Origin of the sequence: Sedimentimonas flavescens (genome assembly GCF_019264375.1) — a bacterium.
Taxonomy (GTDB): Bacteria; Pseudomonadota; Alphaproteobacteria; order Rhodobacterales; family Rhodobacteraceae; genus Rhodobacter; species Rhodobacter flavescens.
In genome coordinates, this window is sequence record NZ_JAHVAI010000026.1 from 1 (window position 1) to 23,059 (window position 23,059).

Annotated in this window: 26 protein-coding genes and 1 tRNA gene; 18 read left to right on the top strand and 9 right to left on the bottom strand. The window is 63.9% G+C overall.

Features of this window, described 5'->3' with window-relative positions:
• Positions 1 to 133 precede the first annotated feature (133 nt).
• On the top strand, positions 134 to 346 hold the full coding sequence (locus KTQ37_RS15820) for a hypothetical protein (protein ID WP_218631481.1): 213 nt from the start codon (positions 134 to 136) through the stop codon (positions 344 to 346).
• Positions 347 to 955: 609 nt separating this feature from the next.
• On the opposite strand, the gene KTQ37_RS15825 is transcribed toward KTQ37_RS15820, so the two are convergent.
• The 3 genes from KTQ37_RS15825 to KTQ37_RS15835 form a co-directional block, all read right to left on the bottom strand.
• Positions 956 to 1,450, bottom strand: a complete 495-nt coding sequence (locus KTQ37_RS15825) for a hypothetical protein (protein WP_218631482.1) — start codon at positions 1,448 to 1,450, stop codon at positions 956 to 958.
• Positions 1,451 to 1,653: 203 nt separating this feature from the next.
• Entirely contained in the window at positions 1,654 to 2,319 is a 666-nt protein-coding gene (locus tag KTQ37_RS15830; protein ID WP_218631483.1) for a hypothetical protein, read from the bottom strand.
• 44 nt (positions 2,320 to 2,363) lie between these two features.
• Entirely contained in the window at positions 2,364 to 3,290 is a 927-nt protein-coding gene (locus KTQ37_RS15835) for a hypothetical protein (protein ID WP_218631484.1), read from the bottom strand.
• Here KTQ37_RS15835 and KTQ37_RS15840 point away from each other — a divergent pair.
• Positions 3,257 to 3,838, top strand: a complete 582-nt coding sequence (locus KTQ37_RS15840; RefSeq protein ID WP_236021289.1) for a DUF6441 family protein — start codon at positions 3,257 to 3,259, stop codon at positions 3,836 to 3,838. The genes KTQ37_RS15835 and KTQ37_RS15840 overlap by 34 nt on opposite strands.
• A gap of 12 nt (positions 3,839 to 3,850) precedes the next feature.
• Here KTQ37_RS15840 and KTQ37_RS15845 read toward each other — a convergent pair whose 3' ends face one another.
• The gene (locus KTQ37_RS15845) at positions 3,851 to 4,468 is read right to left on the bottom strand and encodes a hypothetical protein (protein WP_218631485.1); all 618 of its coding nucleotides are present in this window, start codon (positions 4,466 to 4,468) and stop codon (positions 3,851 to 3,853) included.
• Positions 4,469 to 4,606: 138 nt separating this feature from the next.
• Between KTQ37_RS15845 and KTQ37_RS15850 the strand changes: the two genes are divergently transcribed.
• From KTQ37_RS15850 to KTQ37_RS15880, 7 genes are read left to right on the top strand one after another with little or no spacing between them, the layout of a single operon-like run.
• The gene (locus tag KTQ37_RS15850) at positions 4,607 to 5,026 is read left to right on the top strand and encodes an acyl-CoA transferase (protein WP_218631486.1); all 420 of its coding nucleotides are present in this window, start codon (positions 4,607 to 4,609) and stop codon (positions 5,024 to 5,026) included.
• 25 nt (positions 5,027 to 5,051) lie between these two features.
• Positions 5,052 to 5,990, top strand: coding sequence for a phage tail tube protein (locus tag KTQ37_RS15855; RefSeq protein ID WP_218631487.1), 939 nt, complete (start codon positions 5,052 to 5,054; stop codon positions 5,988 to 5,990).
• A complete protein-coding gene (locus tag KTQ37_RS15860; protein ID WP_218631488.1) occupies positions 5,990 to 6,427 on the top strand; it encodes a hypothetical protein in 438 nt (145 codons plus the stop codon). Before KTQ37_RS15855 ends, KTQ37_RS15860 begins: the two co-directional genes overlap by 1 nt.
• An 8-nt stretch (positions 6,428 to 6,435) precedes the next feature.
• Positions 6,436 to 6,654: a DUF7697 family protein gene (locus tag KTQ37_RS15865; protein WP_218631489.1), complete on the top strand. Its 219-nt coding sequence runs from the start codon at positions 6,436 to 6,438 to the stop codon at positions 6,652 to 6,654.
• The gene (locus KTQ37_RS15870) at positions 6,647 to 9,097 is read left to right on the top strand and encodes a phage tail tape measure C-terminal domain-containing protein (RefSeq protein WP_218631490.1); all 2,451 of its coding nucleotides are present in this window, start codon (positions 6,647 to 6,649) and stop codon (positions 9,095 to 9,097) included. The genes KTQ37_RS15865 and KTQ37_RS15870 overlap by 8 nt, the downstream gene beginning before the upstream one ends.
• Positions 9,098 to 9,127: 30 nt before the next feature.
• Complete coding sequence (locus KTQ37_RS15875; protein WP_236021290.1) at positions 9,128 to 9,721, top strand: hypothetical protein; 594 nt, start codon at positions 9,128 to 9,130, stop codon at positions 9,719 to 9,721.
• Positions 9,718 to 10,278 carry a hypothetical protein gene (locus KTQ37_RS15880; protein WP_218631491.1) on the top strand — a complete coding sequence of 187 codons (561 nt, stop codon included), beginning with the start codon at positions 9,718 to 9,720 and terminating at the stop codon, positions 10,276 to 10,278. Before KTQ37_RS15875 ends, KTQ37_RS15880 begins: the two co-directional genes overlap by 4 nt.
• 236 nt (positions 10,279 to 10,514) lie before the next feature.
• On the opposite strand, the gene KTQ37_RS15885 is transcribed toward KTQ37_RS15880, so the two are convergent.
• Positions 10,515 to 10,922, bottom strand: coding sequence for a PIN domain-containing protein (locus KTQ37_RS15885; RefSeq protein WP_218631492.1), 408 nt, complete (start codon positions 10,920 to 10,922; stop codon positions 10,515 to 10,517).
• Complete coding sequence (locus KTQ37_RS15890; protein ID WP_218631493.1) at positions 10,912 to 11,139, bottom strand: AbrB/MazE/SpoVT family DNA-binding domain-containing protein; 228 nt, start codon at positions 11,137 to 11,139, stop codon at positions 10,912 to 10,914. The genes KTQ37_RS15885 and KTQ37_RS15890 overlap by 11 nt, the downstream gene beginning before the upstream one ends.
• Before the next feature lie 113 nt (positions 11,140 to 11,252).
• Between KTQ37_RS15890 and KTQ37_RS15895 the strand changes: the two genes are divergently transcribed.
• The 9 genes from KTQ37_RS15895 (at position 11,253) to KTQ37_RS15935 (ending at position 20,883) form a co-directional block, all read left to right on the top strand.
• Complete coding sequence (locus tag KTQ37_RS15895) at positions 11,253 to 11,669, top strand: DUF6950 family protein (RefSeq protein WP_218631494.1); 417 nt, start codon at positions 11,253 to 11,255, stop codon at positions 11,667 to 11,669.
• A 5-nt stretch (positions 11,670 to 11,674) separates the two neighbouring features.
• Positions 11,675 to 14,215 carry a phage tail protein gene (locus KTQ37_RS15900; RefSeq protein WP_218631495.1) on the top strand — a complete coding sequence of 847 codons (2,541 nt, stop codon included), beginning with the start codon at positions 11,675 to 11,677 and terminating at the stop codon, positions 14,213 to 14,215.
• A complete protein-coding gene (locus KTQ37_RS15905; RefSeq protein ID WP_218631496.1) occupies positions 14,215 to 15,084 on the top strand; it encodes a hypothetical protein in 870 nt (289 codons plus the stop codon). Before KTQ37_RS15900 ends, KTQ37_RS15905 begins: the two co-directional genes overlap by 1 nt.
• 3 nt (positions 15,085 to 15,087) lie before the next feature.
• A complete protein-coding gene (locus tag KTQ37_RS15910) occupies positions 15,088 to 15,555 on the top strand; it encodes a hypothetical protein (protein WP_218631497.1) in 468 nt (155 codons plus the stop codon).
• Positions 15,556 to 15,587: 32 nt separating this feature from the next.
• Positions 15,588 to 15,896, top strand: coding sequence for a hypothetical protein (locus tag KTQ37_RS15915; RefSeq protein ID WP_218631498.1), 309 nt, complete (start codon positions 15,588 to 15,590; stop codon positions 15,894 to 15,896).
• Between the two features lie 83 nt (positions 15,897 to 15,979).
• Positions 15,980 to 16,654, top strand: a complete 675-nt coding sequence (locus KTQ37_RS15920) for a YcbK family protein (protein ID WP_218631499.1) — start codon at positions 15,980 to 15,982, stop codon at positions 16,652 to 16,654.
• Positions 16,651 to 16,908: a hypothetical protein gene (locus KTQ37_RS15925; protein WP_218631500.1), complete on the top strand. Its 258-nt coding sequence runs from the start codon at positions 16,651 to 16,653 to the stop codon at positions 16,906 to 16,908. The genes KTQ37_RS15920 and KTQ37_RS15925 overlap by 4 nt, the downstream gene beginning before the upstream one ends.
• A 473-nt stretch (positions 16,909 to 17,381) precedes the next feature.
• Positions 17,382 to 18,389, top strand: coding sequence for an AAA family ATPase (locus KTQ37_RS15930; protein ID WP_218631501.1), 1,008 nt, complete (start codon positions 17,382 to 17,384; stop codon positions 18,387 to 18,389).
• Entirely contained in the window at positions 18,382 to 20,883 is a 2,502-nt protein-coding gene (locus tag KTQ37_RS15935; protein ID WP_218631502.1) for a S8 family peptidase, read from the top strand. Before KTQ37_RS15930 ends, KTQ37_RS15935 begins: the two co-directional genes overlap by 8 nt.
• 174 nt (positions 20,884 to 21,057) lie before the next feature.
• Here the strand turns inward: KTQ37_RS15935 and KTQ37_RS15940 are convergent.
• The 3 genes from KTQ37_RS15940 to KTQ37_RS15950 all read right to left on the bottom strand — a co-directional run bounded on the left by KTQ37_RS15940 (position 21,058) and on the right by KTQ37_RS15950 (position 23,038).
• A tRNA-OTHER gene (locus tag KTQ37_RS15940) sits at positions 21,058 to 21,127 on the bottom strand.
• A 10-nt stretch (positions 21,128 to 21,137) separates the two neighbouring features.
• Positions 21,138 to 22,616 (bottom strand): phage terminase large subunit, encoded by a 1,479-nt coding sequence (gene terL / locus KTQ37_RS15945; protein ID WP_218631503.1) that lies wholly within the window; start codon positions 22,614 to 22,616, stop codon positions 21,138 to 21,140.
• On the bottom strand, positions 22,613 to 23,038 hold the full coding sequence (locus tag KTQ37_RS15950) for a DUF5681 domain-containing protein (RefSeq protein WP_218631504.1): 426 nt from the start codon (positions 23,036 to 23,038) through the stop codon (positions 22,613 to 22,615). Before KTQ37_RS15950 ends, terL begins: the two co-directional genes overlap by 4 nt.
• Positions 23,039 to 23,059: the final 21 nt, after the last annotated feature.

The following is a 23,059-nucleotide window of genomic DNA, read 5'->3' on the forward strand; positions in this document are numbered from 1 at the left end:
TTGGAAATCGTCATCGTCCTGGCTCCTCTCAAGAAGCATGGACCCGTTCACCCATACACAGAAGACCTGACACTCTCTAGCCTCGCGCCGACCACCTATCTGGCGAGAAACTGTTCACAGAGAAAGCCAACCCATGCAGTTCAACGTGCGGATTACTTTGCCCGAGGCACCCGAGGTCAACCTTGCCGAGAAGATTGCAATCGAAGGGTTCTTTGCCAACGTTCGAACCCCGATCCATCCTGAAACTGAAATGGACGCACTCAAAAATGATCTAACCGAACATCTCGTGTCAGAAGGGATTATATCTGCAGAGAGGCGCGCTGACCTTCAGTTTGAATTTGGATAAGGCCCGCGCCCCCTCTCGTAAAAATGGCGGGGATCTGACTAGCCCCGCTCCGGATCACTCAACGCTCACCTTTACTGCAATATGCTGAGGTGCCACGCACGCATCCGCCCGCGCAGTAAACTGTGCCAATGTTGTTTATCTCTGCTCCTCCGCCGGGTAGGGAGGAGCAGTAAACCGCGCCAATGTTGTTACGAACGCACTGACCGGGTCCACATTCTACTGTTCCGATGTTGTTCTGCACCGCCCCACCAAATGGTGGCGCGCAATACACCGTACCGATGTTGTTCGCCGCACACGCGCCAAGACTTCTGTAGTATGTTTCATTGGACAGCGCAGCGCTAGAAAAGCTGAGGATGAGCGTTGTTAGGGCGACGAATAACTTCATTTGATGTTCTGTGATTTGAGAGTTCATGCAAGATCTCTGCGATGTCTCGTGTGAATGCAACTTCGATTCTGTTAGCCTAAGCACGTGGCTTGCCCACCACCCGCGAAACCATCCTCCCTACGCTGCCGTCGGCACACGCGGTCGGAGGCCGAGTGGGGTCCCAACAGCGCCATTCTTCCTGCTGGTGCCAGCCTCCCGGCGGCCGCCCTCGGCCACACTTCAAATTACTCCACCGGTAGTCCAAGCCGGCGTCTGAGCTTTTCGCGAGACGCGGATACCACTTCATCGGCCAATGCAATCTGGGTTTCGGACAATTTTGACCTTTCGAGGAGCAAGCGTTCTGTGTCGCCCCAGGGGATCTCCCTTCTCAGCGCACCGCACTGCGCTGCGACCCGACCATCCGCTAGCTTTGCGACCGCATCGAATGCCTTTTCCAGCGCCGGTTGTTCAACTCCGGCGGCTTCGCAAAGCCAAAACAGCATCGGAGCACAGTTAATGCGGTTATAGACTGAGCGGGCCTCGGTCGGGCTTGTTCTGGATCGATTATAGGCTCCCGGGGAATGATAATCCCCGAGCCAGCCAAGCCAGTGTTCTCTTTGGGACCCGTACCACGGGTTGCCAAATCCAACGCCGATTTCGAGCAATCTTTCGAGTTCACGGTGCTTCGGGGTATCCGGATCCAATGTCCAAATCACCCTGGCGAGATCTGAAACCTGCATGCAGCCTCTCTCCCTTTGGGTATTCACGAAAACAAATTCATGCGCTTGAAATTGCATATGGAAAGGTATCGAACTGAGGGCGCCAGAATGTCTGAAACGCCGGATAATGCAGGCTCTGCTTCACCTGACTATCCGGAAACGAGATCGGCTTGGGCAAGCTGATACAGAGCCGAATCGGCGGAACAGCAGATGTAGTACCAAAATCAGCTCAGCCCCTCGATCAGCACGTCCAGCGCTGTCGCTGTGACCATCCCCACTGAAATATCGCCGAAGGCCGTCGCAAATTGCTGCCGAGAAACCTTGCCAGATCGCAGCACCTGCGCTGCGGACATGGCCCCTGCCAGTAATGCCGATGTGGCGGCGCCCTCCGCCATTTCGGTGGCGAGGCCGTCTCCCGGCAAGTCCGAAACCACGCGGGCGACATCAGCGGAGATATCTGCGTTCGAAAGCCCTGAACTGTCGATCATCGGGATGGCTGCGGCAACCTCTTCAGTGGCGACAATCTCGATCTCGGGGTAGCGGGCAAGATGTTCGAATACGGCGTCTGGTGACGCAACGGCTTTCAGCTGAACGGCGCGGATCACCTCACCATCGACAATGAATTCAACATCGGCCCCGGGATGGTTGGTTGCCTCGAACACGCGGGCCGTGACTTCGTCAGCATCGATGTTCTCGGCCTGAACGAACAGAAGCTCGTGGTAGATCCCCTTTACGTTCGAAACGACACCACGGAGTTGCTCAGGCGCAAGACCGGAGATGTAATCCGCCAGTTCCTGTTCGCTGGCGTCGTTCAGCCGGGTAGCTGATCGCCGCAAGGCATCCAGGACGAGCTCTTCTTCCGGCTCCCAGGAGCGAGAGGCATCTTCCACAAGCCGCTGAAGAGTCACAGCGACAACAACGGCAGCGCTTCGGGTCAGGTCGCCGGGCCTGGGGCCATTGCGGCCAGTGCAATCCTGCCGAGTTCTGTCCTGCAGCGATCGAGTTTGCGTCTTTGCAGGTAGGCCAGAGTTCGCGTGAAGGGTTGGCATTCGGATTTTCCGTTCTCATTCAGGGAGGCGTCGTCCCAGTATTGGTTGATCTGGTTGGCCAGCGGTATGAGCGCCTGTTCGGCGACGAGACGCATTTCTGCTGAGGTCGGCAGCCGTCCCAATTCGCGCTGCTGTGCAACCGCATTGATGAGTGTGATCGAGGCGACGAGGATCGCTTTCTCATGGTCCTGCAGGTCGCCTTCGCTGCGAACCTGGCCAAGAAGCTTGTTGCGCCCCCACATGCCAGCGGCGACACCGACCCCGATACCTCCGGCGGCCAGCATCAGCCCACCTCCCGCGACACCCAAGCCGACTAACGAGCCGATCCAGTAGAGTTGCGCCGTCGTCGCTGCCGCACCGGACAGGGCTGCGATAGCCGTTCCGGTGGAAGCCGCACCGAATGTACTGACCAGCCCGGCGATTCCGCCAACAGCCATGGCACCCCCGAGCTTGCCAATCACGGCCTTCACAAAGATGCGTGTCCGCCGGTCAGACGTCTGTCGGATCGAGGAAACGATCTGCGTCAGCGTATCCTCCAGATGTTCCAGAGACGTGGATGCTGGCTTTCCATCCCAACCATATCGCTCAGCGTTTTCTTTCAGCCAAATCTCGATCTGGTCGCCATTCGGAAGATGTGCATTGGCCCATGCCTGTTGCTTCCGCCCCCATTCAATGGCCCGATCGGCGTGAGGCGCCGCCGCCTTGATGGCTGCCGCAACCTTGTCGGTCGCGTCTTGGAATTTGATCGGTTTGAGCTTCGGCACGTTTCCAAATTCCAATGACTTTTGATAGCAATACTCGGAACTATACATGCCGGACGCCGAATGCCCACCCCTCGCGAAACCATCCTCACCGCGCTGCAGGCGCAGGGCTCGGCACACGGCTCGCCAACACGATCCGCAGCCAGACGTTTCCGAAGTCTGGCGAGAGCCTCGACGCTGCTGCGCTGGTCTGGTCCCAAGCTCCGGTCATCGTCGGCGCGCATGACACCGGCCCGCTGATCCGCTCAAAAGACGGGTTCTGGCTGACCATCCCGTTGCCCGCCGCAGGCAAATCCCTGCGTGGCGGTCGGATCACCCCAGGCGAGTGGGAACGGCGTCGTGGGCTGCGCCTGCGCTTCGTCTATCGCCGCACCGGCCTCAGCCTGCTTGTGGCCGAGGGGCGGCTGAACACCCAGGGTCAGGCGGTGGTGTCGAGATCAAAGACTGGGCGCGGCAAGGTCACCGCGCCGATCTTCCTGCTGGTGCCGCAGGTGGAGCTGCCGAAACGGCTGGACCTGGCACAGGATGCGGGTCGGGCGCACGAGGCGTTGCCGGGGCTGATCGTCGCGAACTGGCTGGAGGATTTAGAGAATCGCTAGCCCTGTTAGCAATTAGGGGTTGTCAGGCAAAACCGGCGCAGCGCGCCCAGCCAACTTTTTCCAGTCCTGGTTGTCGATCAGGGTCGATCGATAGATCTTAATCTTCGAACAGCCATCGATCGCTTTTAAAGCTGCCTTTACAGAGTCCGAGAGTGCCGATGCCAACCAAGGGCTCAAGGTAATGCGCGTTACATGACTCAAGCTAATCGGCACGTCATGAAATGGCTTTGAAACGTCGCGGTCTACGTGGACCACACGGTACTCTGCCTCATCGCCGTAGGGCCACCTTTTTAGGAAGGGAAGGTGCTCGACATTTATGTCGGCCATCTTCTTCGCTTGCTTTAGAAGAGTGTAATTCATGGGGCCGTGTCGAATACTCACATCCTGGTTGAATTTCCCCACCAGTCCTTCCTTGTCGAATTCGATGCAAACGCCATCGGAGCCGTGCGAAAAGACCCGCCAATGGTGATATGTCTCATGGCTTTCAGCAAAGCATAGCGCCAGCACAGAAGCTGAATTCGTGCGTCGTTTGTATTCTGACATGAAGAACGCATCATTCCTGTCATCCCATGTTGAGGGGTCAAGGAGCGTGATCTTGCGTTTCTGGAGGAGATGAATGGCTGCGGCCAAGTTCGTGTAACGTCGAAATGTCGTGTTTGTCATTTTCGTGGACACCCCCTTGAAATCTCGAGCCGATAATAGTCATCAAGCCCAGCAAAGCGCCAAGGCAAAGTGGATCCCAAGTGACTCTGCTCTTGGATAGGAACAATGCCCACCCCTCGCGAAACCATCCTCACCGCGCTGCAGGCGCGGCTCTCGGCGCTGCCCGCCACCGTGCTGCGCGGCGAGGTGCTGCCCGAGCGCGCGCCGGCCGCGGGGCTCCTGATCCTCCGCGACGGCGATCCGGGAGAGCCGGAGGTCACGCTCTCGCCGCTCACCTATCACTACCAGCACCGGGCCGAGATCGAGGCGGTGGTTCAGGGCGCCGCCCGTGACGCCGCCTTCGACACGCTGACCGCCAGCATCGGCACTGCGCTCGCCACCGACCGGACGCTGGGCGGGCTCTGCGATTGGGTTGAGGCGGAAGCGCCGCGCCCGGTCGATCTACCGGTCGAGGGCGCGGCCAACCTAAAGGCCGCCGTGATCCCGGTGGTCCTGCACTACACGACGGCCGATCCGCTCGGCTGATCCAACCGACAACAGGAGTTTAGACATGGCACGAGCCCAGGGGGCGCGGGCGCAGATGGCGCTTGCGTTCGAGACCACCTATGGCAGTCCGCCCGCAGGCGGCTTTACCAAGATGCCCTTCGCCAGCACCACGCTCGGCGCGGAACAGCCGCTCTTGAACTCCGAGCTTCTCGGCTATGGCCGCGATCCGCTGGCGCCGATCAAGGACGCGGTGACGGCCGACGGCGATGTCGTCGTGCCGCTCGACGCGGCAGCCTTCGGCTTCTGGCTGAAGGCGGCCTTTGGCGCGCCGACGACCACCGGCACCGGCCCCTGGACCCATGCGTTCCAGTCGGGTGCATGGACTTTGCCGAGCCTCTCGATCGAGACCGGGATGCCGGAGGTGCCGCGCTACGCGATCTATTCGGGCTGCATGCTCGACCAGCTCAGCTGGCAGATGCAGCGCTCTGGGTTGCTCACCGCGACGGCGCGGCTGGTGGCGCAGGGCGAGACGGTGGGCACGGTGACGAGTGCCGGAACGCCCGCCGCACTGGAGCTGAAGCGCTTCGGGCATTTCAACGGATCGATCACGCGCAATGGCGTGGCGCTTGGCAACGTGGTCTCGGCCGAGATCACCTATGCCAACAATCTCGATCGGATCGAGACCATCCGCGCCGACGGACGGATCGACGGGGCGGATCCCTCGATCGCCGCGCTGACCGGCAAGATCGAGCTGCGCTTTGCCGACAGCATGCTGGTGAGCCAGGCACTCAACGGCGAGGCCTGCGAACTCGAATTCGGCTATGCGCTGCCCTCGGGCGAGAGCTTCACCTTCACCGTACACGCCGTCTACCTGCCGCGTCCGCGCATCGAGATCGCGGGCCCGCAGGGAATTCAGGCGAGCTTCGACTGGCAGGCGGCCCGGGACAATGTTCTCGGCCGGATGTGTACCGCCACCCTCGTGAATGATGTGGAGACCTATTGATGCTGACCCTCGATCTGACCAATGCGCCGCGCTGGCATGAGCTTGCCCCCGGCGTGCGGGTCCAGCTGCGCCCGCTGACAACGGCACTGATGGTGGCCACCCGCAGCGATCCGGCGCTGGAGGTCCTCCCTGCCACGGCCTCCGACGAGGAGCGCGCCGTCGTCTTTGCGAAGGCGCTGGCGCGCCGGGCCGTGCTCGCCTGGGAGGGGATTGGCGATGCGATGGGCAGCCCGATCGATCCCGGCCCTGAGGCGATAGACGCACTGCTCGATATCTGGCCAATTTTTGAGGCGTTCCAGCTGGCCCATGTCTCGAAGGGGCTGTTGCTGGAACAGGAAAAAAACGTCTCTGCGCTCTCGCCGAGTGGTGTTTCGGCGGGGGCGAGCGTTACTGCGACGCCTGCGACGGACCATGCCCCGACTGCCCCGCGCGGCTGAACCACCCGATGACGCATGAAGGCTGGCAGGTCTGGGATCTGGTCGGCCGGCTTGGCGGTCAGATCCGGGTCCTGCCCGGTGCGGTGATCGGCTGGGATTTTGGCGCCGCACTGGCACTCGGGGGTGCGCTCGGCGTGCCGGCTTTGGTCATGGCGGAACTCTTGCCAGCCCTCGAGGCGGTGATGGTCACCAAACTCAACGAACAGATGGAACGATCCGATGGCTGAGAAACGCGTCTCGGTGCGCCTCGTCGCCGTGGGCGGTCGGCAGGTGCAGGCCGAGCTGGAAGGCGTCGGCGAAGCGGGCGCCCGCGGCTTTGGCCATCTCTCGCGCGAGATGGACATGGCGAACGCCCGGCTTGCGGGCTTTGCGCGCCGCGTGGGCATCGCCGCGGGTGCAGCGGTTGCGGCCGCGACGGCCGCAGGCGTGGCGATGGTGCGCTCGGGGCTGCAAACCGTCGATGCGCAGGCGAAGCTGGCGCAATCGCTCGGCACCACCGTCGCCTCGATCCAGGTGCTGGAGCGCGCGGGCGAACTGGCCGGCGTGTCGATGTCCGGCATCGAGCAGGCGACGAAGGATCTGACGCGGCGGCTGAGCCAGGCGGCGGCCAGTGGCGGGCCCGCGGCCGATGCGCTGAACCGGCTCGGGCTTTCGGCCAATGTGCTCCTGGCGCTGCCGCTCGATCAGCGCGTGGGCGCGCTCAACGCCGCCATCGAGGCCTTCGTGCCGGCGGCCGAGCGCGCGGCCGTGGCGGGCCAGCTCTTCGGCGAGGAAGGCTCGATCGCCATGTCGCGGATCGACACGGCCACGCTGCGCCAGGCGACGGAGGACGTGCGCGCCTTTGGCGTCGTGGTCTCCGAGCAGGAGGCCGATCAGATCGAGCGGACGAATGACGCGCTCTCGCGGCTCGGGCTGATTGCGCGCGGGGTCTCGAACCAGCTTGCGGTCGCCGCGGCGCCGGCGCTGGAAGCCCTGGCCAATGCCATGGCCGCAGTGGCAAGCCGCACCGGCCCCTTGGGGATCGCGATCCGCAGCCTCTTCGACAACATCACCCGTCTGACCTCCTATGCCGCCAGCTTCGCGGCCTTCCTCGCGGGTCGCTGGGTCGCTGGGAAGGCGGCGGCCGCGGTTTCGGTTCGGGGGCTCGCCACGGCATTGGTCGTCCTGCGCGGCGCGCTGATCCGCACGGGGATCGGGGCGCTGATCGTCGGCGCGGGCGAACTCGTGCATCAATTCCTGCGGCTTTCGAGGGCCGTGGGTGGCATGGGCGCGGCCTTCGGTCTCTTGCAGAGCGTTGCTGCAGAGGCCTGGGATCGGATTGCACTGCGTGCCGCAGCGGCCTGGTCGCGGGTCGAATCCGGCTGGGCCGGGTTGCAGGCTGCGATCTTCGAGACCATGCACTCCTCCGTCACTGCCATCACCGGCTTTGCCAATACCGCCTTGGGCCTCTTCCAAGGCGCCTATGATGGGGCAGTGGCGATCTGGGGGCATCTGCCGGGTGCGATCGGCGACTTTGCCTACCAGGCGGCGAACGGTCTCATCGGTGGGGTGGAGGCGATGCTGAACGGTGTCGTCACCCGGATCAACCGCTTCATCGAGGGGCTGAACGCGGCACTGGATCTGCTGCCCGATTGGGCGACCGGCAAGGACGGCGTGCGGATCGGTACGCTCGATCCGGTGGCACTGGGCCGGATCGACAATCCCTTTGCCAATGCCGCAAGCGAAGCCGGGAACTCTGCCGCCGAGGCGTTTCGGACCGCGATGGCACAGATTCAAGTGGAGACACCCGATCTCTTCAGTGGGGGCGCAGAGAGTGCCCGGTCGCGCGCCGAGGCCTACACTGAGGCCGCAGGCATGCTCTCTGACGCCGCCGCTCGCCCGATGGTGGCCTGGCAGGCATTGCAGACGGCGATGGCCGCAGCCGGGACCGAGGGTGCCGATGCGCTGAGCGCGGCCTCCGAGGCCGCGGGGGCGCTCACCGAGGGCTTGGACGGTGCAGGTCGAGCGGCCGGTGGCGCGGGCGCCGCCGCAAAGAAGGCCGCCGAGGACGCTGCAACCGGGTGGCAGGCTGTCACGCAGTCTCTTGCCGACTATGCCGAGGGCGCAATGGATTGGGGCAAGGGTTTGGGCGAGAGCCTGACCTCGGCTTTCCAGGGCGCCGAGAGTGCCTTCCGAAGCTTCGTCACGACCGGCAAGCTCGACTTCAAATCGCTCGTCTCCTCGATCCTTGCCGATCTCGCGACGCTGGCCTTCAGGAACTCGGTGCTGGGCCCGCTCGCCAACTGGCTCTCGGCCGGGCTGGGCGGGATCTTCGCGCCGGTCAAGCATGCGGGCGGGATGGTTGGCGACCCCGGTCCGGGCCGCAGGGTTCCGGCACTGGCCTTTGCCGGCGCGCCCCGGATGCATGCCGGAGGCTGGGCCGGATTGAAGCCCGACGAGGTGCCCGCGATCCTGCAACGCGGCGAGCGGGTGCTGTCGCGCGCCGAGCTGGCCCGCGGCGCGCGGGGGCAACCGGGCGGCGGTGGTGTGACGATCAGCATCGATGCTCGGGGTGCCCAATCCGGCGTGGCCGAGCAGATCGATGCCAAACTCCGCGCGGCGCTGCCGGAAATCACCCGGCTTGCCAAGGCTGGCGTCGCCGACGGGCGGCGGCGCGGGCAGGCGCTCTGAACCGAAATCAGAGAGAAAGAGAGGATCATCTTGATCGCAGAACTGCCGCTCACGCTGGTGCAATCGCTCGAACGCCGCCTCGTCACGGCGACGGCGGTTTCCACATCCCCCTTCACCGGGACCGAGCAGGTGCAGGATTGGGGCGGGGAATGGTGGGACTACGCCATCGAGATGGCGCAGACACGTGGCGCCGATGCCCGACGGCTTTCCGCGTTTCTGGCCGCCCTCGGTGGCCCGCGCGGGCGCTTCCTCTTTCGCGATCCGACCATGGGGCAACCCGGCACGGCGCTCGCCCCCTTCGTCTCTGGCGGCTTCCAGACCGGCAGCACGCTGATCACCGGCGGATGGCCTGCGTCATCGACCCTGCTGCTTGCCGGGGAGTTCTTCTCGCTCGGCGCGGATAGCGAGATCCGGCTCCATCAACTCACCACCGATGTGGTGAGCGACGCGGGCGGTCTTGCCACGCTCAGCTTCGTGCCGCGCCTGCGCAGTGCGCCCCTCGATGGCGCCGCGCTCGAGATCGCCGCGCCTGCGGTCGTCTTGCGGCTCACCGCCCCCGTCCCGGCCCGGATTGGCCGGGCCGAGACCTTCCTCTTCACGCTCAGCGCCCGGGAGGCCCTGTGAGCCGCGCGCTTTCCTCTGAATTTGCCGCGGCGCTCTCGGCGCGCGACCTGCGCCCGGTGATCTTCTTCGAGGGGATCTTTGCCTCGGGTCCGCTGCGGCTCTGGTCGGGCTTGGGCGAGATCGGCTGGGCGGGGCAGTCCTGGTCCGGCGCGGGTGCCCTTCTGGGGCTCGGTGCGATCGAGGAAACCTCCGAGGTGGTCGCGGGCGGCACCTCGGTCTCGCTCTCTGGCGTGCCGCTCGATCTCGTGCAGCTGGCGATCGAAGAGGCTCGGCAAGGATTGCCGGGCCGGGTCTGGCTTGGTCTGCTGACAGAGGAGGGGCAGATCATCGCCGATCCCGTGCTGGCCTTCGCCGGACGGCTCGATGTGCCCGAGATCACCGATGATGCGGAAAGCTGCCGGATCACCATCAGCTATGAATCGCGCCTGATCGATCTGAACACCGCCCGCAGCTGGCGCTATACCCATGAAAGCCAGCAGGCGCTCCATCCCGGCGATCGCGGCTTCGAATATGTCACCGCGATCCAGGATCGGGAGATCACCTGGGGGCGGGGCTGAGGGCGTACCACACCGGCGCCACCTGATCGCGAGCAGCGTCCGTGCTGATCCAGATCCGCTCGCAGGGTCCTGCTTCCGGAAATTCCTTTCGGGAATCGCCTGTCGGGATTAGGCTGAGCGGGCCGAGCGCTCGCAGAGATGGGTGAAAGCGTCGCGCCCGACTTTTTCCGATGTCCCTTGTGTTGGTCCGTCGCCGCTGCTTCCATCCTGGGCAGCGGCGGCAATTTCTGTGGGCCTTACCGGACCTCCGCCTTGAACGGATTGACGATGCGCAGCCGGTTCTCGACCAGAAGCCCGTCCTGCATGTCCTCGGAATAAAGCACCGTGCAGCCAGCCTGCAGCGCGGCCGCCACGATCATCGCGTCATAGACCGCAAACCCGTAACGCGCGCCGAGCGCCTGGCCGATGTCATGGGTCTCGACCGAAAGATCGGTGACGGGACAAAGCTGCCGGATGCCATCGAGAAACACCCCGGCCTCCTCCCAGGACATGCCGGCCTTCCGGCGGCAGTTCACCAGCGCCTCGTTCAGCACCTGCACGCTGATCACGCCGCCACGCGCCAGAAGCCCCTCGGCAATCGCGGCCTTCGGGCCGTCATCCAGCAGATAGAGGATGACATTGGTGTCGAGAAACTCAGCGCTCATGCGCCTGATCTCGGCTCAGGCGCGCCTCGGCGGGAAGCCTCCCGCGAAACTGCCGCAAGCTGGCGAGCACCTCCTCGGGACGCGGACGCCGGGCCACGGCAAGCCCCGTTGCGTCGGGGTGAAGTTCGATATTGTCGCCTTCCTTGAGACCAAGCTGCCGCACCAGCTCGGCGGGCAGACGGACGGCCAGCGAATTTCCCCATCTTGCGACCTGCATGACGGCCTCCTTTCGGGACTGGATATACGCGCAATGAGTGTATATCCGCCTCGCTCTCGAAGCAAGGGCTGGCCCCCCAGCACGCGCGGATGCGCGATGGATCAGGACGAACCATGACGACACGTCTCCCCCATTGGGAACGTCGCCTTGTGGCGGCGATCGAGACCGCACGGGCGCGACCCTTCGCCTGGGGGCTGCATGACTGCCCGACCTTCGCCTTCGAGACGCGCCAGCTTCTTATAGGGGGCGAAGATGTCGCGGCGCTCTGGCGCGGCCGTTACAGCACCGCGCTTGGCGGCCAGCGGATGCTGCGCCGCTTTGGCTGGGGCTCACTCGATGCGATGGGCCACGCGCTTCTGGGGGAGCCGCTGCCCTCGCTGCATCTCGCACAGCGCGGCGATCTCATGCTGGCCGGGTCCGGTGCCGGGTCCGGCTTCGGCATCTGCCTGGGCGCGCAGGCCGCAGGCATGGCCCCCGAGGGGTTGGTCATGCGCCCGCTTACCGATTGCTGCCTCGCCTGGAAGGTCTGACCCCCATGCCCTTCATCATCTCCGCCGTCACGGCTGTCGCCGGGGCGATCTCCGGCGTGCTGGCCGCGGGCGGTCTGGGCGCGGCGCTGATCCGTCTCGGCGGCACGCTGCTTCTCTCCTATGCCTCCCAGGCGCTTATGCCGAAGCCAAAGGCCACGCTGCAAGCCCGCACCGTCACCCTGCGCGAACCGGTGGTGCCGCGCGATCTGGTCTATGGCCGCGCGCGCAAGGGCGGGGTCATTGTCTTCCTGCATGCCTCGGGCAACAAGGACCAGTATCTGCATCTCGTCATCGTGCTCGCCGCGCATCGGGTTCGATCGATCGGGGCGATCTGGTTCGAGGGCGAAATGGCGGTCAGTGCTGGCGGCACGCCGCAAGGCCGCTGGTCGGGCAGGATCGTCGTGGAGAAGCGTCTCGGCGCCGAGGACCAGACGGCGTTTGCGAGCCTCATGGCCGAGCTGCCCTCCAAATGGACGGCCGATCATCGTCTTGCAGGCTGCGCCGCGCTCTATCTGCGCCTGAGCTATGATGCCGATGCCTTTCCGGGCGGCATTCCGAACATCACCGTCGATCTCGAGGGCAAGGATGACATCCTCGATCCGCGGACCGGGACGCGCGGCTATTCCGAGAACCCCGCACTCTGTCTCGCCGATTACATGGCCCATCCCGACTATGGGCTCGGCGCCGCGATCGGCAGCGCCGACGGGATCGAGACCGCGAGCCTGATCGAGGCCGCCAATATCTGCGACGAAACCGTGCCGCTCGCGGGCGGCGGGACCGAGCGGCGCTATGCCTGCAACGGGGTCGTCTCGCTTTCCGAGCCCCCGAAGACCCTGATCGAGGGGCTCCTCTCGTCCATGGCCGGGCGCACCGCCGTCCAGGGCGGCGCCTGGCGCATCCATGCCGGGGCGTACCGCATCCCAGAGGTGACGCTCACTGCGGATGATATCCGCGAGGGCGGCATGGTGCTCGCCACACGGGTAAGCCAGTCGTCGAACTTCAATGCCGTGCGCGGCCAGTTCGTGAGCCCGGAGAATGACTGGCAGCCCGATGACTTCCCGGCCGTGACCAGCGCCGCCTATCTCGCCGAGGATGGCGGTGAGCGGCGCTGGCGCGATCTCTCGCTGCCCTTCACGATCTCGGCCGCGATGGCGCAGCGCCTCGCCAAGATCGAGCTCGAGCGCGCAAGGCGCCAGATGAGCGTGCGGCTGTCGGGCAAGCTCGCGGCCTGGCGCGCGGGCGTCGGCGAGACGGTCATGCTTTCCTATGACCGCTGGGGCTTTGCCGCCAAACCCTTCGAAGTGCAGGGAGCAAGCCTCGATCTCACGGCCTCGGGCGATGGCGCGCTCCTGCTCCCCGAGCTCGTTCTGCGCGAGACCTCGCCCCTCGTCTATGACTGGGAGGCGAGCGAGGAGGCGATCTATGCCGCAGCCCCGCGCACGACCCTGCCGGGTCCTGCCGACGTGCCGGCACCGGGCACGCCGCAGCTCACCGAGGAGATGTACGAGACCCGCAGCGGCACCGGGGTACGCACGCTGATCCGCGCGGGCTGGGCGGAGGCGCCCTCGGAGTTCGTGCGCGAGTACCAGATCCGCGCGCGCCGGTTGCAGGAGCTGAACGGCAGCGCCACCGGCGAGGACTGGATCACGCTCGGCAAGACCGATCAGCCCTTCTGGGAGATCCGCGATGTCAAACCCGGCCTCTGGGAGGTGGCGGTCAAATCGCTCTCGGTGATCGGCGTCTCCTCCCCCTATGTCTCCGCCACGATCGAAAGCCTCGGGCTGACCGTGCCCCCGGCGCCGCTTGCGCAACTGACGCTGCAGACCGCGGGCGGGATTGCGATCCTCAAATGGGCGCCCTCCGCCGATCTCGACGTGCGCATCGGCGGGCGCATCGTGATCCGCCATTCCTCGGCCGCCACGGCGACCTGGGCCACATCGACGAGCATGGATGAGGTGGCGGGCTCCGATGCGGTGGCGCTGGTCCCGCTCAAGCCCGGAACCTATCTCCTGCGCGCGCGGGACAACTCCGGCAATCTCGGGCCGGTCGTCTCGGTCAGCACGCGCGGCGCGCAGGCGCTCCCCTTCGCGCCGGTAATGAGCCTCCTGGCCGATCCGGACTGGATCGGGACCGGGGTGAATGTCGCGCTCGACGGGGCCGCGCTCAAGCTGGCCGATATCGCCTCCGAGGGCAGCTTCACCTTTCCGGCCGGGATGGATTTTGGCGCGCTCCGGCGCGTGCGGCTGCGCTCGGAGATCGACGTGGCCGCACTCAATCTCGGCGGCACGATCGACGCGCGCAGTGCCCCCATCGACAGCTGGCTCGATGTCGATGACACGGACGGGGCCGAGATCGACGTGATCGTCGAGATGCGCAGCACCGATGACGATCCGGCGGGCACGCCCGCCTGGTCTACCTGGTCGCGGCTCGACAGTTCGGAAGACGAGATCCGCGCGGTGGAGCTGCGCGCGCGGCTCCTCTCCGAGAGCCCCGATTACAACGTCCTGCTCTCGAAGTTGCGCATACACGCCGAGGAGGTGGCCTGATGGTCGACTATACGCTTGCAAACCAGTCCGGCGCGCAGTTCCGCGCCGAGCTGAACCTGATCCTCGCTGCCCTTCAGGGCAGTGCCTATGGACCAAGCCCGCCCATGACCACCACGGCGGGTCAGCTCTGGGTCGATGCCTCGGGCACCGATCCGGTGCTCAGGATCCGCAACGCGCTCGACACGGGCTGGATCGCGCTCGGTGCCCTGACGCCCGGGGGCTTCGAGCTTGCGGGCAGCAGCGCGCCCGGGCGGGCGCTGATCGCGGCGGCCAGTGTCGCGTCACAGCGCATGGCGCTCGAGCTCGGGAGTGGCGCCACGGCCGGGATGGCAAGCCAGGCACAGGCGCAGGCGGGGCTCGACAATGCCACGCTGATGACGCCCCTGCGCGTGGCGGAAGCCATCGCCGCGCAGGTCTCCGGCGCCACCGATCTTCTGGCCGATGCGATGGCACCGACGGTGGCCGCCAATACCGTGGTGTTGAAGCATTGCTGTGGCGGCAGCACGACCCAGACGCTTTCGCTTTCCAAATCCGGCAATGGGACGAGCTACGTCACGCTTTTGGCCGAGACCGCGCTGACCGCGACACGCGATTGTGCCCTGCAGGTGGCATTCGACCAGGCGCGCAGTGGCGATACCAGCACACAATATGCGGCCGTCCTGCGCAACGGTGTCGTGCTGCAGGAATGGAGCACCTTGAGCACCAGCTGGTCGGCGCGCAGCGTCGATGTGACGCTCGCGGCCGGCGACACGATCTGTCTGCGGCTCGGCGCCACCGGCTCGAGCAGTTCCGGCGACACCTTCACCGGCACCTCATTGATCCGCAACCCGCGCTATCTCGCGGCCGAACGTTCACTGATCGGGATCTGATCCATGCAATCCGAATGGCGCAATGCCGAGCATACCATGCTGGCCCTGACCGATGAGGGGACCGGCCATGTGGTGATCGTCGAACCCGGGCATCCGCTCTGGGCCACGGCCTCCCTGCAATCGGGGATCGCCCCCTTCTCCCCGCCCACCACGCCGCCGGAACCGACACCTGAAGAGGTCCGCGCCGCCTTGCCGCCGCTCACCCGCCGCCAGGTGTTCATCGCGTTGCATCGGCTTGGGCTGATCACGGCGCCCGAGGCGGTGGCGGCCGCGGCAACCGGCGCGATCCCGGCTGCGCTCGAGCCGCTCTTCACTGCTCTTCCCGAGCCCGATCAGACCGATGCCCGCGTCACCTTCGCGGCCTTCCAGATGGCCTATCGGCTCGATCCGCTGACGGCGATGATCGCCTCGGCCGCGAGCCTCACGGAGACCGAGATCGATGCGATCTGGACCGGCTTTGCCGCGACCTGAGACCCTGCCTTGCCTTCGAAAGACCGCTCCCCATGACTGACAAACCGACCCTTCTCGAGACTGTCCTGCAGGCCTTCCGCGACAGTGGCCTCAGCGCCGCCATCACCGCGCTGATCGGCGGCATCCTTGCCATCGCGGCCACCGTCACCCGCAAGGCCTTTACCAACGAGGCGATGCTGGCGCGGCTCGACCGGGAATTGACCCTCGAGCGCGAGCGTCTCGAGCGCCAGCGCGCCGAAGATCGCAAGGCCGATGCCGATCGGCTCGCGCGCATCGAGACCGATATCCGCACCATGCGCGATCTGATGTTCGAAGCCTTCCAGCGCGGAGGCGCCGACTGAAAACACCGCCGCCGTCACGCCCAACCATCATTCCGTCATTCCACCCGCCCGAGAGGCGGGTTTTTTACATTCGGAGGTTCCCCATGCCGACCCTGACCTATGCCCATTGGCGCGATGTGCCAAAAGACGCCTGGCCTTGGCCCAACTTCAGCCCCGCCGAGATCGCCTGTCGCGGCACGGGCCAGATCAAGATCGATACCGAGGCCATGGACCGGTTGCAGGCCCTGCGCGACCGGCTGGGCAAGCCGCTGATCCTGCGCTCGGCCTATCGCAGTCCGGAACACAATCGCGCCGTCGGCGGGGCCCCGGCCTCCAAGCACATGGAGGGCACCGCCTTCGACATCGCCATGGCGAACCATGATCCGGTCGTGTTCGAGGCGGCGGCGCGGGAGGTGGGGTTTCTGGGCTTTGGCTTCTATCCCCGCTCGGGATTCATCCATATCGATCTCGGGCCCGCGCGGTCCTGGGGCGAGCGGTTCCCGGCCCGGGCGACTGCCTTTGCGGCCGAGACCCCGCCCGCGCGCGAGGTGCTGGCCGAGAGCCGGACGCTGAAAGGCGGCGGCGCGGCGGGCGTGGCAACCCTTGGCGCTGCCGGGGTCGATCTGGCCCAGCAGGTGCTCTCCGAGACGCAGAGCGCGATCCTGCCGCTGGTGCCCTATCTCGACACGCTCCGCTGGTTGTTCACCGCGGTGGCGCTCGCCGGGATTGCGGTGGCGATCTATGCGCGGATCGATGATTGGCGCAGGGGGCGGCGGTGATCCGCGGGTTCGTCGCCGCGCTCGCCGGTTCGGCATGGGTGCGCACATTCATGCGATACGCCGCGATAGCTCTCGCGATCCTTCTGTTCCTGTTGGCCCTGCGCCGCGCCGGCGAGCGCGCCGGACGGCTGGCCGAACGTCTCGAGACCATGGAGAAAGCCAGTGACATTCAGAAACGCATGCTCGAGGCGGCAGCGCGCCGGCCTGCTGATCGCGATGCTCTGGCTGAGCGGCTGCGGGATGGACGGTTTTGAAATGCTGGCGCCCTGCCCGCCCGTCGTCGAGTATCCCCCCCGTGGATCAGGCGCGGGCAGCCGGCGAGGTCGAGGCGTTGCCGGAAGGGGCCGTCATCGTACGGATGCTGAGCGACTACGCCGTGCTGCGCGACCAGGCGCGAGCGTGCTGTTGAAAGCCGAGCCGGGCGAAGCCTGCCACAGGAAGTGCCAAACGCCTCAACCGCGGCGCGGCGCATGGCTTGGTTCACGGTTTCACGCTGTCAACGAGCGGCAGGGCTTCTCTGCAGGTCGATGATGCCAAGCGCGGCCATGCCTGTCCCACCCGGCGATGGGCTCAATTGTGCCCATGCACTCCACGCCGACGAGGTCCAAGACAGCTTGGGGCAGCTGGAAAAGGGCTAGCGGTTGGGCGGTGCGAATTCAGGAAGCTTTCCAAATCAGTCGAGCTGGACTAGTCTTTCCGAAAAACGAAGATCGGCTGGGGCAACGCAGTGTCAAATGCAAAGCAGATTCTGGCGATGCTGAGGAGCAAGGCCGAGGGCGACGACGAGCAGTTTTACTCCATCGCACTGCAGGTCGCTGCCGGAGAGGCGCGTCAGGGCCACCGTGCGACCGCGGAGGAAATTCGCGCAGCAGTGGATTCTGCACGGTCGCAGCGCGGCCCCAAAGCCTCAGTCCCGATCGCGTTTTCGCGACCCCGCGGCGCCCTCGACAGCCTACTTGACCTAAGGGAACCCAGAATTCGGCTGGCTGACGTCGTCCTGAGCTCATCGATTAGGGCACACCTGAACGCGGTCGTTCTGCAGCAACAGCGCAGAGACTGGCTGAGAGAACATGGAAAGACGCCCAGTCGGCGCATGTTGTTTGCTGGGCCTCCTGGTTCGGGGAAGACGATGACAGCGGAGGCGCTGGCCGGCGAGCTGAGATTGCCGATCTTCGTCATCCGCCTGGAAAGCCTCATTACTCGCTTCATGGGAGAAACAGCGGCAAAGTTGCGGCTCGTGTTCGACGAGGCGCAGAAACGTCGAGGTGTCTACCTGTTCGATGAGTTTGATGCCGTTGGTAGCAACCGCATGGCGACCAATGACGTTGCCGAGATGCGCCGCGTGCTGAACAGCTTCCTTCAGTTCATGGAAGAGCCATCCGCCACCGACAGTGTTCTTGTGGCAGCGACCAACCACCCGTCGCTTCTTGACCGCGCATTACTCAGGCGCTTTGATGAAGTGCTTCAGTTCGAGATGCCGACCCACGAGGAAGTACGAGCTATCATCAAGGCGCACCTGTCGCCTATGAAGTACCCGAAGCTCGCTTGGAAAACCATTGAGACCGCTGCCAATGGTCTGAGCCAGGCCGAGATTGCCCATGCGGCCGAAGAGGCGGTCAAGACGGCCATTCTTTCCGAGAGAAATAGCATTTCCACCACCGATCTCTCGCGCCAACTTCAGAAGCGGCAGAGCATGAGGACGGTGTTCATCGACGATAAGGGTTCCATTGGCTGATTACGAGCACCGACACATTGATTTAAGTGGTTTGGCCGATGTGCGTGACTACAAGTCACCCGGCAGTACCCCGCGGCAACGCACCTTGCAGCGAATTCGCGAAGAACATGGCCGCAGGGTCGTCGGAGAGCTCGGCACTGCTTTCGAAGTAGCAGATCGCGGCCGCGAAGCACTGGATCTTCCGGACGGTGCATTTCTACCGGATGGCGTATACATCGAAGTCGAGCTTGCACCGTCGGCGGGTCCAACAACACTTGAGAAAAAGCGCGAAGGCACACGACAGGGTGCAGTGACGATCTCGGAGAATGGAGCGAGGCGGATTGCGCTGTTCGTGCCAGATGATACCCGTGATGTGTTTGAGGCTGTTTTTCGCGATTACGCGTTCGCCGATGTCGAGCCAGGCGCCGAACCTCCGAAGAAGACTCGTGTCGAACCGATAGAAAATATTCGGACGGCTCGCCTGCAATCCTTCTGGCGCGATGACCCAACTGCTTTGCCGGAAGGGGCGCAGGCGGAGATCTGGTGGGCTCTTTGGTGCTTCAAGGATCGGCTTGATCGCGTCGAAGATCTAGCGTTGCGTCTTGGTCTGACTGTAGGATCAGAGGATACGCGGCTACAGTTCCCGGAAGTGGTCGTTCTGCCAGTATTCGGTAGGCGCGCAGCAATCGAGCTGCTCCTGTTTTCGACTGGTGGTGTCGCGGAAATCAGGCGGGCCACAGACACACCTACGGTTTTCACGGATCATCTGGCTGAGATGGTCAATGAGTTTGTCGATGACCTCGCCGAACGGACATCGTGGCCTGGCCGTGATGTCCCTGCAGTTTGCCTCCTCGACACGGGCGTCAACCGCGGCCATCCGTTGATAGAACCAGCTCTTGCGCCAGGCGACATGCATGCGGTCGCCTCGGAATGGGGTGTAGACGATCACAGTGACATCGGGCACGGGTCTGGAATGGCAGGTCTTGCAATGCACGGAGATCTGACTGCCCGACTCGGTGATGCATCGCGGCCCATGTTGAGGCATCGATTGGAGTCTGTGAAAATCCTCCCGCCTCACGGGTTCGAGCCGAATGATCCCTTCTCCTATGGTGCCATAACCACTTCAGCCGCAACACTTCCGGAAATCTCCGCTCCATATCGCTCACGGGTCTACTGCATGGCAGTCACCAACGAGGATCGTTCCGGGGCGGAACCGACCGGCTGGAGTTCAGCCCTAGACCAGATCAGTTCCGGCGCCGATGCAATTGACGAAGGTCCTGATCACATCCGCCGCCTGTTCGTTCAAGCGCTTGGGAACATCCGGGACAATTCGAGGGCGGAAGATATCGCAGACGGCGATGCCTTCCCTGGCGAGGATCCAGCGCAGGCTTGGAATGCACTGACGGTCGGTGGCACTACCGTCAAGTCGGAAATCGCGGAGAGAAGCTACCGGGACTGGTCCGGCTGGGCCCGACCCGGAGATCGCAGCCCCTACAGTCGAACAACGACACTGTGGCGTTCAAGCCAATCTCCCATAAAGCCCGAGATCGTCTTTGAAGCAGGGAACCGTGCGCTCAGTCGCTCTGGATCGGAGGCACTATCAGGTCTCCCATCTCTTTCGTTGCTCACGACGTCAAAATCTGCCGGTGCTCACTCTGTCACGCCGTTCTGGGCCACAAGCGCGGCAACAGCACAGGCTGGCCGGCTGGCTGCCTGCATCATGGCAGAGCATCCCGATTATTGGCCTGAAACAGTACGTGCCTTGATGGTCCATAGTGCGCGCTGGACGCCCCATATGCTTGGTGAGTATAATGGCTCCGCGTCGAAGAGTGACCGAAAAAACCTCGCAAGAAAGTATGGCTACGGCGTGCCGGATTTGAAGCGCGCATTGGCGTCGGCATCGAATGACCTTGCCCTCGTCGCTCAGCGGCACATTCAGCCTTTCAGGATTGAAAATGGGGGCGTACGGTTCAGCGACGCCCATGTCTATCGCCTGCCGTGGCCGCGAGATGTTCTTGAAGGGCTTGGCGATCAAAGCGTGCGCCTGAAAGTCACTCTGTCGTATTTCATCGAGCCTAACCCAAGCTTTGCCAGCGCGATCGATCCCGCACGATATCAGTCGTTTGGCCTGCGGTTTGATTTGAAGCGAGCCAGGGAAACCGACGGGAACTTCCTTCGTCGTGTTAACAAGGATGATCGGGATGAGGACGATCCGCGCCCGGTGAATGAAGACAACGACGGCTGGCACTTTGGACCAAAGTCCATTTCCGCGGGATCGATCCACAGCGACACCTGGGAGGGCAGTGCGGTCGAGCTCGTTGAACGGGACCTGATTTACATCTATCCGATATCGGGTTGGTGGCGAGAGCGTCGCGCACTTGGCAGAGCGGCAAGCAAAACGCGGTATGCTTTGGTAGTCGGGATCGAAACGCCTGAGCTCGACATCGATCTGTTCACGCCTGTTTCGATCCAAGCCGCCGCGCTAGTGGCAGCAGGTGTCAGCATCGAGGTATAGAACTCGCTGGCTCGCCGATGCGGACGTCATTTACATCGCCTGCCGCTGCCTGCTTATGCGTGCTTGTACGGTTTTCCCGTTCTCGTGTTGATGTGGCGTTGATGTAGACGCGGGAAGGCCGGTGGTATTTTTATACCATCGGCTTAAGTATTTGCTATATTTGGAAAGTTTGGTTGCGGGGGTAGGATTTGAACCTACGACCTTCAGGTTATGAGCCTGAGCGGATGCACCCAACCACCCACGCCCATTAATACTTATCTCCGCTTCCGGTCCCGCTCCCGCCGGAGCCTCCGTTCGACATTTAGCGGATGCTCGTAGCCGAGCGCGCGCCAGAAGCCATTCCCGCCAGACCAGTTCAGGAACTGGCTGAAGCTGTCGACCTGGTCGTCGTGCCGGCTGCGCGGAAACCCCTGGAGCTCGCGCTTGAACTCGGCGAGCCAAGGCGACTCCCGTGGCAGAAACACCTTCCCTTCTTCAACCTTGGCGCAGGCGGCATTGAACCGCACCTCCTTATCCTTCTCCGGATGGATCGCCACACACCGGCCAGAGAGATGCTCGCGACATTCCTGGATCAGAGGCCGGCCGGTCGCGGCGTCCTCGATGAGCACCCGATCCGCCAGCCAGTCCCGGCTCATCTGGATGACCTTGCGCTTGAGATCGGGGTAATCGAGCCGGTCGCGGAAGACATTCAGAAGGTGCCAGCCATTTTTCAGGAACCCCCAGGTGGTGCAGACCGAGAAGTCCGATCGCGGATCGGCCGACATCCCGGTATCCCAACTTTGCACTACCATCTGATAGGCGGCTCGGGATATCCCTGCCTCGTAGTTCTGGAACCACTCCCAGCGAAGCAGGGATCCATCCGGTGCGATCGGATTCTGCTGATACTGACAGTTGAAGGTGGCAGAGCCCATCTCCTTGCGCATGCGCGCCAGCACATCAAGCCCGACCTGTTCCGGAAACAACGGCTCGCCGATGGAGCGGTGGTGTACTCTCCCTTTGCCAATGGCAATCGTCTCATCTACCTCCGCAATCGCGGGTAGGTTCAGGTGGCGATAGGTGCCCTTCTCAAGCAAGAAGCCCGCAGGGTCGCGCTCATGCAGACGTTGACCGATCAGGACCACGCGCCCCTCCGCGGGCCGGTCGAAGCGCGAGAGCAGCGAGTCCTGGATATAGTCCTGCGCACGGAGCAGCTCGGTCTCGGATCCCGCATCGCTCGCCTTCATCAGATCGTCGATAATGATGTAATCGGCCCCGTGCCCCGTGACCGCGCCTCCGATGGAGACCGCCTTGCGCCCGCCCCCCTTGGTAGTGCGGATCTCGTCAACTGTATTGCCGCGCGATGCAAGTCGCGTGCGCGGGAACATGCGTCGATACCACGCCGAGCTCATCACCCGGCGGCAGTCTTCGGAATGCTTGCGCGCAAGATCGAAACCATAGCTCGCGACGATGATCTTGGCCTCGGGGTAATGGCCGAGCAGGAAAGCTACGAAGGCCACCGAGACCGTGATCGATTTCAAGTGACGGGGCGGGACATTGATGACGAGACGCTTGTTCGTGCCCAGGCGGATCGCATCCAGTTCATGGCACATCGCCTGTACATGCCAGACCGGGCGGAACACAGTCTCGGGCCCCGGATGCAACGCCTCAAAACACTTCCACACGAAGGCAAAGAACTCTGTCCGGCGAATAGCGTCGGAGATCTGCTGTGCCTGAGCGGGGGAGAGGTCATTCATGGTTTACCCCCTCCCTCACCTGCGGCCAGGCCCCCATTCGCTCTCGACGCTGAGTACCAGCGGAGGATTTCCTCATCGGTTTGGTTCGGGGACACCACCACTTCGGCCTCTTCTGTTTCGGCCTCCGCCCGCTTGGCCAAACCCTCATCCAACGAGGCGAGCATCTTGATCGCGGACAGATCTCCCGCGAGGGCCTTCGCGACCAGCCGCTTGGCCAAGGCCTTGGCTTTGGACATCTTGATCTGTCGACCGCCCTCGCGAACCGTCACCATTTCTTCGAGTTCCCGCGTCAGGCTTGCCCCGAACCCCTTTGCGCCTTTCGGGCGCCCATTGGCATTTCCCGACCGGCCCTTCTGGAACTTGCTGTGTTTCGGTGGCTTGCCGTAGCCGACCTCGTAATCGTCGTCCTTTTTCTTCGACATCTCAGGCCCCCATCTCCGCAG

Coding starts and splice junctions, on each gene's coding strand:
- KTQ37_RS15820 (WP_218631481.1), top strand. CDS start 134: ATGCAGTTCAACGTGCGGATTACTTTGCCCGAGGCACCCGAGGTCAAC.
- KTQ37_RS15825 (WP_218631482.1), bottom strand. CDS start 1,450: ATGCAGGTTTCAGATCTCGCCAGGGTGATTTGGACATTGGATCCGGAT.
- KTQ37_RS15840 (WP_236021289.1), top strand. CDS start 3,257: ATGACTTTTGATAGCAATACTCGGAACTATACATGCCGGACGCCGAAT.
- KTQ37_RS15835 (WP_218631484.1), bottom strand. CDS start 3,290: ATGTATAGTTCCGAGTATTGCTATCAAAAGTCATTGGAATTTGGAAAC.
- KTQ37_RS15850 (WP_218631486.1), top strand. CDS start 4,607: ATGCCCACCCCTCGCGAAACCATCCTCACCGCGCTGCAGGCGCGGCTC.
- KTQ37_RS15855 (WP_218631487.1), top strand. CDS start 5,052: ATGGCACGAGCCCAGGGGGCGCGGGCGCAGATGGCGCTTGCGTTCGAG.
- KTQ37_RS15860 (WP_218631488.1), top strand. CDS start 5,990: ATGCTGACCCTCGATCTGACCAATGCGCCGCGCTGGCATGAGCTTGCC.
- KTQ37_RS15865 (WP_218631489.1), top strand. CDS start 6,436: ATGACGCATGAAGGCTGGCAGGTCTGGGATCTGGTCGGCCGGCTTGGC.
- KTQ37_RS15870 (WP_218631490.1), top strand. CDS start 6,647: ATGGCTGAGAAACGCGTCTCGGTGCGCCTCGTCGCCGTGGGCGGTCGG.
- KTQ37_RS15885 (WP_218631492.1), bottom strand. CDS start 10,922: ATGAGCGCTGAGTTTCTCGACACCAATGTCATCCTCTATCTGCTGGAT.
- KTQ37_RS15890 (WP_218631493.1), bottom strand. CDS start 11,139: ATGCAGGTCGCAAGATGGGGAAATTCGCTGGCCGTCCGTCTGCCCGCC.
- KTQ37_RS15895 (WP_218631494.1), top strand. CDS start 11,253: ATGACGACACGTCTCCCCCATTGGGAACGTCGCCTTGTGGCGGCGATC.
- KTQ37_RS15900 (WP_218631495.1), top strand. CDS start 11,675: ATGCCCTTCATCATCTCCGCCGTCACGGCTGTCGCCGGGGCGATCTCC.
- KTQ37_RS15905 (WP_218631496.1), top strand. CDS start 14,215: ATGGTCGACTATACGCTTGCAAACCAGTCCGGCGCGCAGTTCCGCGCC.
- KTQ37_RS15910 (WP_218631497.1), top strand. CDS start 15,088: ATGCAATCCGAATGGCGCAATGCCGAGCATACCATGCTGGCCCTGACC.
- KTQ37_RS15915 (WP_218631498.1), top strand. CDS start 15,588: ATGACTGACAAACCGACCCTTCTCGAGACTGTCCTGCAGGCCTTCCGC.
- KTQ37_RS15920 (WP_218631499.1), top strand. CDS start 15,980: ATGCCGACCCTGACCTATGCCCATTGGCGCGATGTGCCAAAAGACGCC.
- terL (WP_218631503.1), bottom strand. CDS start 22,616: ATGAATGACCTCTCCCCCGCTCAGGCACAGCAGATCTCCGACGCTATT.
- KTQ37_RS15950 (WP_218631504.1), bottom strand. CDS start 23,038: ATGTCGAAGAAAAAGGACGACGATTACGAGGTCGGCTACGGCAAGCCA.